This is a genomic window from Glutamicibacter sp. NPDC087583, assembly GCF_044743685.1.
Lineage (GTDB): Bacteria > Actinomycetota > Actinomycetes > Actinomycetales > Micrococcaceae > Glutamicibacter.
The window spans coordinates 44004-56701 of the sequence record NZ_JBIUWY010000006.1 but is presented as its reverse complement, the minus strand read 5'-3'; the positions used below and the strand labels follow the sequence as shown (position 1 = coordinate 56701).

Here is a 12698-nt window from a genome sequence, read left to right as displayed (position 1 = left end):
ATGAGCGATGTCCTGTCCCGGTTCGGCGCAGCCACCCGCAAGTGGTTCACCGACGTCTTCTCCGCGCCCACGGTTGCCCAGAGCGGCGCCTGGGAATCCATCTCGGACGGGAAGCACACCCTGGTCATCGCGCCTACTGGCTCGGGCAAGACCCTGGCCGCGTTCCTCTGGGCGCTGGACCGGCTGCACCACGCGGAACTTGACGCTCCAGCATTGCCGGGGATGGACTCCGATGCCGATCATCCAGCAGGCAATGGCACCAAGGTGCTCTACATTTCTCCGCTGAAGGCCCTCGGGGTCGACGTGGAGCGCAACCTGCGTTCTCCGCTCGCTGGCATCCGCGCCACCGCGCACGAAATGGGCTTGTCCCAGCCGTCGGTGTCGGTGGGAGTGCGCTCGGGAGACACCCCGGCCAACGACCGGCGCAAGCTGCTCAAGGACCCGCCCGAAATCCTGATCACCACGCCCGAGTCGCTGTACCTGATGCTCACCAGCCAAGCACGCAAGTCCCTGGCCCAGGTGCATACGGTCATCATCGATGAGGTCCACGCGATTGCCAATACCAAGCGCGGAACCCATTTGGCCCTGTCCCTAGAACGGCTCGACGCGCTGCTGCCCGCCCCGGCCCAGCGCATCGGGCTCTCTGCCACCGTCGAGCCGCCCGAAGAAGTGGCCCGCTTCCTGGCCGGCTCCGCCCCGGTGAACATCGTGCGCCCGCCGTCCACCAAGAAATGGGAGTTGGCGGTGCGCGTCCCGGTGGAAGACATGACCGACCTGCCTTCCGCGGCCGGAGCGCATGATCTGGGTCCGGGTTCCTCCCCCGCGGCGTCGGCGAGCATCTGGCCGCATGTGGAGAACCAGCTGGTGGATCTGGTGCTGGACAACCATTCGACCATCATCTTCGCCAACTCCCGCCGGCTGGCCGAGCGGCTGACCGGACGGCTGAACGAAATCTACGCCGAACGCGAGGGATTCAGCGCCGAGGATGCTTCCACCTCCACCCCTGCCGCGATGATGGCCCAGGCCGGTTCCACCGCTGCCGCGCACCCGGAAGCTCCGTTACTGGCCCGTGCCCACCACGGCTCGGTGTCCAAGGATTCGCGCGCCCAGATCGAGGAAGACCTGAAGATGGGCAAGCTGCGCGCCGTGGTGGCCACCAGCTCCCTGGAACTCGGCATCGACATGGGGCTGGTGGATCTGGTGATCCAGGTCGAATCCCCGAACTCGGTCTCCTCGGGGCTGCAGCGCGTGGGCCGTGCCGGGCACCAGGTCGGCTCGGTCTCCCGGGGCGCTTTCTTCCCCAAGCACCGGGCGGACCTGCTCTCTACCGCCCTGGTGGTCACCCGCATGCGCCAAGGAGCCATCGAGAAGATGGTGATCCCCGCCAACCCGCTGGATGTGCTGGCGCAGCAGACCCTGGCCGCGGTGGCCATGGACGACTTGGACGTAGAGCAATGGTTCGACACCGTGCGCCGCGCCGCCCCCTACCAGCAGCTGCCGCGCAGCGCCTATCTGGCCACCTTGGACATGCTCTCGGGCAAGTACCCTTCGGATGAATTCGCCACGCTCAAGCCGCGGCTGATCTGGGACCGGGATGCCGGCACCCTCACCGCCCGGCCCGGGGCGCAGCGCCTGGCCGTGATTTCCGGCGGCACCATCCCGGACCGCGGGCTGTTCGGGGTTTTCCTGGCCGGATCCGAGGATGACAAGGCGCCCAAGCGCGTGGGCGAGCTGGACGAGGAAATGGTCTACGAATCGCGCGTCGGAGACATTTTCGCCCTCGGGGCGACCAGCTGGCGCATCGAGGACATCACCCACGACCGGGTGCTGGTCACCCCGGCCTTCGGCCAGCCCGGAAAGCTGCCCTTCTGGCACGGCGACGGGCTGGGACGCCCGGTGGAACTCGGGGCGGCGCTGGGCGAATTCACCACGAAGCTGCTGGCCAGCGAACGCACCGAAGCGGCCGAAGTGCTGCACGGCAGCGGGCTGGATCCGTTCGCCGCGAACAATCTGCTCAACTACCTGGACGAGCAGCGCCGGGCCACCGGCCAGGTGCCCAACCACCAGAATTTCGTGGTCGAGCGCTTCCACGATGAACTGGGCGACTGGCGGGTCATCCTGCACTCCCCGTTCGGCTTGGCCGTGCACGCCCCGTGGGCGCTGGCCGTCGGCGCGCGGGTCCGCGAACGCTGGGGGTTGGACGCCTCGGCGATGGCCGCCGACGACGGGATCGTGCTGCGCATCCCCGCCATGGACGATGAGCCGCCCGGGGCGGACCTCTTCGCCTTCGAAGCCGACGAGATCATCGAGGTGGTCACCTCGCAGGTGGCCAATTCCGCGTTGTTTGCCTCCCGCTTCCGCGAATGCGCCGCCCGCGCGCTGCTGCTGCCGCGGATCAACCCGACCAAGCGCACCCCGCTGTGGCAGCAGCGCCAGCGTGCCAGCCAGCTGCTGGATGTGGCCCGCAACTACCCGGACTTCCCGATCATCCTGGAAACCGTGCGCGAATGCCTGAATGATGTCTACGATCTGCCGGCGCTGTCCAGGATCCTCTCCAGCATCTCCTCGCGGGCCATCCGCCTGGTGGAAGTGACCACCGAGCTGCCTTCGCCCTTCGCCCAATCCCTGCTTTTCGGCTACGTGGCGCAGTTCCTCTACGAATCCGACGCGCCGCTGGCCGAACGCCGCGCCGCCGCCCTGAGCCTGGATCCGGTGCTGCTGGGCGAATTGCTCGGGCGCAACGACGTGCGCGAGGTGCTGGACCCGCAGGTCATCTCGGCCTTGCAGGAGCAGCTGCAGCATCTGGCAGCCAACCGCCGGTTGGCGGGCATGGAAGGCGCCGCGGACCTGCTGCGGCTGCTGGGTCCGCTGGACGCCGGGCAGCTGGCCGCCCGGCTGCGCGATCCGGCCGATGACGAGGCGGCGCTGGATCCTGCCAGCGCCCGGGCCCACGCCGAGGCCCTGGTTTCCACGCGCCGGGCTTTCACCCTGCGCCGCTCCGGCCAGCTGGTGTACGCGGCCATCGAGGATGCCGGCAAGCTGCGCGATGCGCTGGGCACCCCGCTGCCCACCGGCATCCCGGCGGCCTTCCTGGAGCCTGCCACCGCTCCGATCCAGGACCTGGTCTCGCGCTTCGCCCGCACCCACGCCCCGTTCACCCTCGGGGAGCTGGCCGCGCAGCTGGGACTGGGCGTCGCGGTGCTGCGCCCGGTCCTCGACCAGCTGGTGGCCGCCGGCCGCTTGTCGCTGGGGGCCTTCCGCCCGCTGGAGCTCGTCCCCGAAGGCGTGGCCGGCGACGAATACTGCGACGTGGCGGTGCTGCGCACCATCCGCACCCGATCCCTGGCGGCGCTGCGCGCCGAGGTGGAGCCGGTGGACCAGCACACCTACGGGCGCTTCCTGCCGGCCTGGCAGCAGATCGGTTCTTCGCTGCAGGGAGCCGACGGCGCCTATGAAATCGTTGCCCAGCTCGCCGGCGCCGAGGTCCCCGCCTCCGCCCTGGAATCCTTCGTGTTCCCGGCCCGGCTGAGGGGCTACCAGAATTCCTGGCTGGATGAGCTGTGCAGCTCCGGGGATATCCTGATCTGCGGCGCCGGAGCCGCCGGCGGCAAGGACGGCTGGCTGTCGCTGCACACCGCCGAGCATGCAGCGCTGAGCCTTCCCCAGCCCGATGCCAGCGCGCTGCAAGCCCTGGACCTGCGCGTGCTCCAGGCCTTCGAGTCCACCGGCGCCTACTTCGCCGAGGAGCTGGCCGGGCGCATCCACCGCAGCGATGAGCCGGCGGCCAGCAGCCACGAGGTCGCCGAATCCTGCTGGAGGCTGTTCTGGGCCGGGTACATTTCACCGGATACCATGGCGCCGATCCGCGGCTACCTGGCCGGCGGAAGCACCGCGCACAAAATCGCCAAGCCCGCCCCGCGGGCCCGCGCCGCACGATTGAACCGGCTCTCCGGGCTGAACCGGCTGGCCCGGGAACAAGCCGGCGGGCCGGCGCGCGGCTCGCGCGGCGCGGCCCGCTGGTCGCTGCTGCCCGCACCGGTAGCGGACCCCACGATCAGCGCCCACGCCACCGCGGAAATCATGCTGGAACGCTACGGGGTGCTCACCCGCGGCTCGGTGGCCGCCGAGTCGGTGCCCGGCGGCTTCGGCCAGCTCTACCGGGTGCTCTCGAAGCTGGAAGAAGCTGGCCATGCCCGGCGCGGCTACTTCGTCGAGAAGCTCGGCGCCGCCCAGTTCTCCACCTCCACCACCATTGACCGGCTGCGCGGATTCCAGCTGGCCGATGACCCGCGCCGCCAGCCGGTGGCCACGGTGCTGGCTTCCACCGATCCGGCGAACCCCTATGGCGCGGCGCTGGCTTGGCCTGCGACCGAAACCGGGCACCGCCCCGGGCGCAAGGCCGGCGCAATCGTCGGGCTGCTCGACGGGGCCCTGAGCCTCTATCTGGAGCGCGGCGGGCGCACGGTGCTGACCTTCGGGCAGCTGCCCGAGCCGTCCTGGCGCATCCTCGCCACGGCGATGGTCGCCGCGCTGCGCACCGCCCAGGTCGACAAGATCGCCATCGCCACGGTCGACGGGCAGCCGGTGCAGGGCCATCCGGTCGGCGCCGCCCTGCTGGGCGCCGGTTTCTATGCGACGCCCCAAGGCATCCGCTTCCGCCGCTGACCCGCTATCGAAGGAGCGCTGCCCATGCCCGAAGGCGATACCGTCTACCGCGCCACCGCCCGCCTGCACCAGGCGCTGGCCGGCGAAATCCTGCTGGCCTCCGATTTCCGCGTCCCGGCCCTGGCCACCGTGGACGTCGCCGGGTACACGGTGCGCGAGGTCATCCCCCGGGGCAAGCACCTGCTGATGCGCCTGCAGCCGCCGGCTACTGCGAACCCGGCCTTCGCCCAGCCTGCGCTGACCTTGCATTCGCATCTGCTCATGGAAGGGCGCTGGGATCTCTATGCGCCAGGCGAACGCTGGAAGCGCCCGGCGCATACCGCCCGGGTGGTGCTGGAAACAGCAAACGCCAAGGCCGTGGGCTTCGAGATCGCCCAGGTGAAACTGCTGCCAACCGAACAGGAATCCGAGGTGGTCGGCCATCTGGGACCCGACCTGCTCGGGCCGGACTGGGATGCGCAACGGGCGCTGGACAACCTGCGCGCCGATCCGCAGCTGGGCATCGGCCAAGCGCTGCTGGACCAGCGGATCATGGCCGGGGTGGGAAATGTCTACCGCAGCGAGATCCTGTTCCTGCGGCGCGTGCATCCGCTCACCGCGGTGGGCGAGGTGGCCGGCCTGCCGGCATTAATCGAACTGGCCCACCGCTTGCTGGTGGTGAACAAGGACCGGTCGCGGCGGGTGACTACCGGGCAGCCGCGCACCCGCGACCCGCTGTGGGTCTACGGCCGGGCGTCGAAGCCCTGCCTGCGCTGCGGAACCCGCATCGGGCTGCTGCGCATTCCCTCGGCTTCCACCGGTGCCGAGCGGGACTGCTACCTGTGCCCTTCCTGCCAGCCAGCGGCCTAGGCGGCGGGGTGCGGCTGCAAGCCTAGAGGTCGACTTCGCCCTGCACGCAGCTGTTCACGTCGCCTCCCACCCAGACCACGCCGTCCTCCACGCGCAGATGCACCCGGCCCTGGTACCCGATCGCGGTGCCTTGGGCGGCGATGTAGCGTTCGGGAGCCAACCCGGAATCGGCCAGCCACCGGGCCAGGCCCGCATTGAGGCTGCCGGTGGCCGGGTCTTCCCACACTGGGTCCCCGCCGACGAAAGCACGCACTTCGAACTGCGTGCCGGCCCCTGGCTCCTGCGGACCTGCAACCCCGATGGCCAGCGTCCCCAGGGCGTTGGGATCCGGGTCCAAGGCCAGTACCTGCTGCGCACTGGAGAGCCTCACCCCGATCCATTCCGGGCCGTTGACCAGCCATGAGGCATCCTGGATCTGCTCCCGGGGAATCGCCAGTACCTCGGCGATGCGCTGCACCAGCAATTCGGCAACCGGTTCGTAGCGGGTCAGCGGCGGGGCAGCGAACCATAGCCGTTGCGGCTCAACGCGCACCTCCACCAGCCCGGCGGCGCATTCCTGGATGACCCGTCCCTTCTTCTTGGGAACCCCGCCGGCCTTCAGCCAGGCAAAGGCCGAGCCCAGCGTCGGGTGGCCGGCGAAGGGGAATTCCTGGGTGGCAGAGAAGATCCGCACCCGGTAGTCGGCGGCCGGATCCTCCGGTTGCATCAGGAACGTGGTCTCGGCCAGGTTGGTCCACTTGGCAAATCCTTGCATCTGCCCGCTGGCCAGGCCTTCTGCATCGTGGACCACAGCCAAGGGGTTGCCCAGATATGCAGTGGGAGAAAAGACGTCGACTTCGCTGTATTTACGCATGGCCATCGAACCAACCTAGCAGACCGCGGCCTGCGCAGTCCTGGCAAAGATGGGAGAATAGCCCCTATGGCTATGGAATCCCCGCTTCCCGTGCGCAACGGCGTCAATGCAACTCGTCTTCGCCTCCCGCGGACCGGTTCGTGGGCAACTGTCGCAGATTATTTGCTTGAGCGCTTCGGCCATGTGGATCCAGAGGGCATCCTGCGCCGCTTCGATGAGCAGCAGATCGTTGGCTTGGGCGGCACTCCGCTCACCCGCCAGACGCCCCTGGGCGAGCACGAATTCATTTGGTACTACCGTTCCCTGCCGGTAGAAACTCCCATTCCCTTTGAAGCCAGGATCCTGCACCAAGACGAGCATCTGCTGGTCGTGGACAAGCCGCATTTCCTCCCCACCACACCCGGCGGACGCTTCATCCAGGAATCCGCGCTGGTGCGCCTGCGCAACCAGACCGGCATCGATGATTTGGTGCCGATGCACCGGCTGGACCGGGCCACCGCCGGGGTCATTCTTTTCGCGGTGAATCCGGCGACCCGCGGCGATTACCAGATGCTCTTCGAACGCCGCGAGATCGCCAAGCGCTACAAGGCGGTGGTCGCCCTGCAGCCGGGCGAAGGCCTGGAAACTGGACGGGTGCTGCATCCAAATGGGGAGCATTCGCAGGTCAAACCGGAATCCGAGCTGCGTGACCTGCTGCAGCGGATGCCGTTGCTCTTCGAGAACCGGATGGCCAAGGTCAAGGGCCAGCTGCGTTCCATTGTGGAAGAAGGCGAGCCGAACGCCCAGACCCTGGTCAAGCTCGAGGCGATCGGAACGAGCACCGGTTTCCATGCCGGGCTGGAGGTCGCCTTGATGGATCTGGAACCGCGATCGGGCAAGACCCATCAGCTGCGAGTGCACCTGGCTTCCTTGGGCCTGGGCATCATCAATGACGCGTTCTATCCGCGGCTGTGGGATCTGGCCCCGGATGACTACCGGCGCCCGCTGCAATTGCTGGCGCACACCATTTCCTTCACCGATCCGCTGACCGGCCACGCGCGCAGCTTCAGCTCGCAACAGCGGCTACTGGAAGCGCCGTCGGTCCCATAACCCCTTCTCACGGGGGAAGAATTGCCCTAGGCTGGTGCCTATTATCCCGTGACCCGTAAGGATGAAGGCAAGATGGCCGAACACCAGCGGACCCCGCAACTCGATTCCCTGGTGGAGTCGGCCCAGTCTGCCATTGCTTCGGCGGCAGAACGGTCCTCCTTCGTGTTGCCCTACACGGCGCCAGATCATCGCCCCAACCCCGCAGTGGAACCTTTCGACACGGTCCGCGGATACCTCTTGGGCGCGTCGGGCTTATTGCTGCTGCTGACCTCGTTGGCGTTGTCTTCCGGCCTGCATGGACGCGCGCCGTCCAGCCTGCTGGATACCAGCCTGGTGCATTCGGTGTTGTGGCCGGCAACTGCCATCGCGCTGGTCCTGAGCGCCGCGTTTTCGCTGCGCCGCAATCAGCTTTCGGCGCGACGCCAACGAATCATTTCCGTTTATTCGATCCCGGCCACAGCGATGATGGCCTGCGCCATCACCCTGGCCTCCGGGTTCTTGGCCATCAGCGCTGCCATCCTGGCAACCATCGCTTCGCTGCTGTCCCTGTACGGCGTGCTCCAGCTGAACAGGAATACTGCGCGAAACCGCTTGGAGCGCTGGGCAACGGATGCCCCGGTAAGCTTCTTTGCCGGTTCCAGCCTGGTCTATGCCCTGCAACTCTGGTTTGCCGCCGCCGGATGGAATGACGGCGGGCAGGGACTTCCTGCTGTGGTGGTGGCGGCCGGAATTTCAGTGGTTGCCGCCGCCTTCGCCCACTCGGAGCGCGGCCGCCACGCCTTTGCCAGCGGCTTCGGAATCTGCATGATCGCCGCTGCCATCCAGGGCTGGCTCAATGAGTCCGCACCGCTGTGGGTCTGCGCGGTCTGGATCTTCATGGCCTTGCTGGTCTTCCTGATGGCCGAGAACCGCCGGTTCCAGATCAGCCATGCCGAGCACCGTGCGCAGCGCGGCAAGCCCATAGAGTTCTAGGACTGGCCGCGCCCGCCACGGGTGCCTAGCGTGGCGCCATGCGGATGGCTCCATCAAGGCGAATGGTTTCGCCGTTGAGCATCGGGTTGGCCACGATGTGCTCCACCAATGCCGCGTATTCTTCCGGACGTCCAAGACGCGAAGGATGCGGCACCTGGGCTCCGAGCGAGTCCTGGGCAGCCTGCGGCAGGCCGGCCATCATCGGCGTGTGGAAAATGCCCGGTGCGATGGTCATGACGCGGATCTGGTGGTTCGCCAGCTCGCGAGCCAGCGGCAGGGTCATGGCCGCTACTGCTCCCTTGGAGGCCGCATAGGCCGGCTGCCCGATCTGGCCGTCAAAGGCCGCCACCGACGCGGTGTTGATGATGACCCCGCGTTCGGTGGTTCCCTGCTCATCGCTCGGCGCTTCGCTATGCGCCATGGCTTCTGCGGCCAGGCGGATCACGTTGAAGGTGCCGTTGACATTGATGTCCAGCACCTTGGCGAAGCGCTCCAGCGGCAGCACTCCCTCGCGGCCCAGCACCTTGCCTGGTGTTGCCACACCGGCGCAATTGACCAGCACCCGCAGGGTGCCAAGTTCCTTGGCACGTTCGATGCCGGCAGCCACCTGCTGCGCGTCAGTGACATCAGCTGGCACGAAGCGGACATTCGCGCCGATCTCGGCGGCGATTTCATCGCCATCCTCACGCGGCAGGTCGAGTACCACCACATGCCTGGCCCCGGTGGCCAGCTTCTGCGCCGTGGCGCGTCCCAATCCCGATAGGCCGCCGGTGACCAGAGCGACTGAATCCTGCAACTGCATGTTTACCCCTTTGTAGACAGTGGTCTTGTGATCTACATTACTGGCCAGTTGCGTGGAGGCGAAGAATCTTGCCCGCGGGCATGGAAAAACCGCTGGACCCCGCGATGGGATCCAGCGGCTCTTGCACTGTCCTGCAGCCTAGTGGCTCGGAACCGTCGCAGGCTCGGCTTCGACTCCAGCCGATTTCTTCTTGCCGCCAAGCAGGAAACCGATCACCACGATGCCGACGCTGCAGCCGGCACCGATCAGGAAGCCAGGTTGGAAGCCTTCGACCGAAGCGGTCAGCGGATCGCCGCCAGCTGCGATCTTCGCGGCGGTGGATGAGGCGACAACGCCAACCAGCAGGGCGGTGCCCATGGCGCCCGCCAACTGCTGCAAGGTCGAGAGCAGGGCCGAACCGTGCGAGTGCAGGCTGTGCGGCAGCGGGTTCAGCGCAGTGGTGAAGGCCGGGGTGAAGATGAAGGCCAGGCCCAAGCTCATCACCAGGTGCATGACAACCAGCAGCCAGATCGGAGTGTCCACATCCAGGACCACCGCGTAGCCCAGCAGCGAAACCAGCAGCACCAGGGCGCCGGGAACGATCAGCGGACGGGCGCCGACCTTGTCGTAGAGCTTTCCGACCAATGGCGCCAGGACACCCATCAGCAGACCACCCGGGAGCATGATCAAACCGGTGGTCAGGGTTTCAATGCCCAACACGTTGGTGAAGAACATCGGCAGCAGGATGATCACGCCGAACAGCGAAATCATCGAGAACATCATCAGCACCAGCGAAAGGGTGAAAGCCCTGTAGTTCAGCGGACGCAGATCCAGCAGCGCCTTGTCTTCCTTCTGCAGGTTCAGCTGCAGGAAAACGAAAGCGAGCAGGCACAGAATCGCGCCAACAAGGATGCCCAGGTTCAGCGGGGTGACGCCAACCGACAAGCCGCTGAGGCCGTAGACCAGGCCACCGAAACCCGGGATGGCCAGAATCAGCGAAGGAATGGACAGCGGCGTCGAGGCGCCGTCAACGTCCTTGGACAGTCGAGGGGTGCCGATCAGCAGAGCCGCAACCGCGATCGGGATGATCACGATGAACATGAATCGCCACGACAGGTACTGCAAGATCAGTCCGGATACCGTCGGGCCGATGGCCGGGGCTACGGAGATCACGATGGAGACATTGCCCATCAGCACGCCGCGGCGCTCAGCCGGGACCAGATGCAAGATGGTGGTCATCAGCAGCGGCATCATGATGGCGGTGCCGCTGGCCTGGATCACGCGGGCCACCAGCAGGACGCTCAGGCCCGGCGCGAGGGCAGCCAGCAGGGTGCCCAGAGTGAACAGGCCCATGGCCAAGACGAAGACATTGCGGATGCTCATCCGCTGAAGCAGGAAGCCGGTCATTGGAATGACCACGGCCATAGTCAGCATGAAGATGGTTGACAGCCACTGAATCGCGTCAGCGGTGACATTGAATTCATCCATCAGAACAGGCAGGGCCACGTTCATGATGGTCTCGTTCAGGATGACCACGAAGCTGGAAACAATCAGCACCGCAATCGTGGTGAAGTTCTGTTTGCTCAGTCGTTCTGGAGCGTTCGTCACGGCAGGAATCTGCTTCCACGAGGATTCGGAAAAGGAAACGCTATCTGACGCTTGCGGCTGCTTCGCCGGGCAAGAAAGTTCAAATAGCTCTATCGATTTTATCGCTTGGGATTGCGGTGCACTAGGGGTGCAGGAAACCTTATAGGTGAGTTCGGCAACACAGATCCAGCTTCACGGAATGTCGAGGGTTTGTGTACGAAGATAGAACCATGAACGTGCGCACTCCTGACCCATACCCTGGATGGCTCTCCGAAGAAGACCTCTACGAGGCACGGCAGCGCCTGCCCATGCTCTACGTCGAGGCCATTCCCGTGCGCCTGGACCCGCTGGGCTACGTCAACGAGGTGGGCCTGCTGCTCACCGGCGATGATGACGGGCGCATGCTGCGCACCTTCGTTTCGGGGCGAGTGATGTACCGCGAGACCATACGCGCCGCGTTGATCCGCCACATCGAAAAGGACCTGGGCACCATGGTGCTTCCGCAGCTTCCTGCTTCACCGGTGCCCTTCACCGTTGCAGAATACTTCCCGGCGCCGAGCGAAACCGGTCTGACCGATGATCGGCAGCATGCCGTATCCATGTGCTACATCGTGCCGGTTCGCGGCGAGACCAGCCCTCGCTCCGATGCGTTGGAGCTGACCTGGCTTTCGCCCAGCGAAGCGCTCAGCTCGGACATCCAGGGCGAGTTCGCTGGCGGTCGAGAAAATATTCTCCGTCAGGCATTAGCCCATGTCGGAGTGAATATCTAGCCCTGCTGCCCGCTATTTGGAATGATTCCCTGCCGGCGCTTGATGATTGATCCAACCCAGCTTCCCAAGAGCACCCCGAGCATGCCCACGGTGCAGCCGATCAGGGTCTCGACCACGCGGTCGTACATCACCGAGCCGCTCAGGCCCGTCACCAGCGAGACGCCCACGAGCGCCATCGGGGTAATGAAGACCTGCGCCAGAAAATAGTTGCGCATGACCAGCAGCTCGGCCATGAATTGGCATATGGCGATGAAGGCGAGCAGGATCCAGACCTGCGGGTTCAGGAAGATCAAGATCGCCATCAGGACCATGCCTGCCAGGGTGCCGAGCATTCGGTGCACGCCGCGCCGGATGCGCAAGGTCGTGGTGTGCCCGACCAGGGGAACCACCGCGGCCACCATCGCCCAGTAGTTGTGCCCGGCTTCCAGGCTGCTGCCCACGGTATTGGCCAAGGCGCCGGCCACGCCGGCTGTCAGGATGTAGAACAGCCCTTCCCACCAGATGGCCTTGCGGACGTTATCCGATAGTGGCGGCAGCGGGGTGCGCTTCCACAAGCTGGTCCACTGCCCGAGTGCACCGGCCGCACCGATGGCTACCGACAACAAGATCGTCAGGGCCGACACGAGCAGGGCTTCGCCGATTGGCGCGGGGACGGGGATCGAGGCAATTGCCGCGAATGCGAAGATGTGGAACAGCGAACCGCCGGGCCGCAGCCGCATGAAACCCACCAGCACCGAGCAGGCACCGGCCACGAGAGTCGTCGCGCCAACTACTTGCCACTGCTTGATTCCAGGGTCCGAATGGTCGATCCACCAGTGCGAAGCGGCCAGCGCCAGGGCGATTACCGCGAAGAACAAGGCCCCGGAACGCACCTGCATCCGCAACCGGTTCCAGTAGCCGTCCACGCGCCCATACACGCCGGTAAAGGCGCCGAACACGGCAAAGACCACAAGGTCCAGCCGGTCAATCGCGAAGAGCGTGATCAGAGGCGCAAAAACACCGATGCCGGTGCGCAGGCCGATCCAATGGTCCTTGCGGGCAGGCCCCAGCGTAATGAGCGCCTTGGCGGATTCCTTCAGATTCTCCAGACCCACATCTTCCTTCCGTCGCGTTGGACACAACACGTACGCTC

At 66.1% G+C, this 12698-nt stretch carries 9 protein-coding genes; 5 read left to right on the top strand and 4 right to left on the bottom strand.

Features of this window, described 5'->3' with window-relative positions; translation table 11 throughout:
• Positions 1–4665, top strand: coding sequence for an ATP-dependent helicase (locus ACIOU9_RS14430; protein WP_402697319.1), 4665 nt, complete (start codon positions 1–3; stop codon positions 4663–4665).
• A 24-nt stretch (positions 4666–4689) separates the two neighbouring features.
• A complete protein-coding gene (locus ACIOU9_RS14425) occupies positions 4690–5514 on the top strand; it encodes a DNA-formamidopyrimidine glycosylase family protein (RefSeq protein WP_105658584.1) in 825 nt (274 codons plus the stop codon).
• Between the two features lie 22 nt (positions 5515–5536).
• Here the strand turns inward: ACIOU9_RS14425 and ACIOU9_RS14420 are convergent, their stop codons facing one another.
• Positions 5537–6373 carry a PhzF family phenazine biosynthesis protein gene (locus ACIOU9_RS14420; protein ID WP_332594857.1) on the bottom strand — a complete coding sequence of 279 codons (837 nt, stop codon included), beginning with the start codon at positions 6371–6373 and terminating at the stop codon, positions 5537–5539.
• Between the two features lie 60 nt (positions 6374–6433).
• Between ACIOU9_RS14420 and ACIOU9_RS14415 the strand changes: the two genes are divergently transcribed.
• Both ACIOU9_RS14415 and ACIOU9_RS14410 read left to right on the top strand, forming a co-directional pair.
• Positions 6434–7456, top strand: a complete 1023-nt coding sequence (locus ACIOU9_RS14415; RefSeq protein WP_332594858.1) for a pseudouridine synthase — start codon at positions 6434–6436, stop codon at positions 7454–7456.
• Between the two features lie 48 nt (positions 7457–7504).
• Positions 7505–8428, top strand: a complete 924-nt coding sequence (locus ACIOU9_RS14410; protein WP_402697316.1) for a hypothetical protein — start codon at positions 7505–7507, stop codon at positions 8426–8428.
• Between the two features lie 25 nt (positions 8429–8453).
• Here the strand turns inward: ACIOU9_RS14410 and ACIOU9_RS14405 are convergent, their stop codons facing one another.
• Positions 8454–9230 (bottom strand): SDR family NAD(P)-dependent oxidoreductase, encoded by a 777-nt coding sequence (locus tag ACIOU9_RS14405; RefSeq protein ID WP_402697314.1) that lies wholly within the window; start codon positions 9228–9230, stop codon positions 8454–8456.
• A 138-nt stretch (positions 9231–9368) separates the two neighbouring features.
• Positions 9369–10817 carry an MDR family MFS transporter gene (locus tag ACIOU9_RS14400; RefSeq protein ID WP_133834369.1) on the bottom strand — a complete coding sequence of 483 codons (1449 nt, stop codon included), beginning with the start codon at positions 10815–10817 and terminating at the stop codon, positions 9369–9371.
• A gap of 209 nt (positions 10818–11026) precedes the next feature.
• Between ACIOU9_RS14400 and ACIOU9_RS14395 the strand changes: the two genes are divergently transcribed.
• Positions 11027–11566 (top strand): NUDIX hydrolase family protein, encoded by a 540-nt coding sequence (locus ACIOU9_RS14395; RefSeq protein WP_105658590.1) that lies wholly within the window; start codon positions 11027–11029, stop codon positions 11564–11566.
• Here ACIOU9_RS14395 and ACIOU9_RS14390 read toward each other — a convergent pair.
• Complete coding sequence (locus ACIOU9_RS14390; protein WP_286134340.1) at positions 11563–12660, bottom strand: FUSC family protein; 1098 nt, start codon at positions 12658–12660, stop codon at positions 11563–11565. The genes ACIOU9_RS14395 and ACIOU9_RS14390 overlap by 4 nt on opposite strands.
• Between the last annotated feature and the right edge of the window lie 38 nt (positions 12661–12698).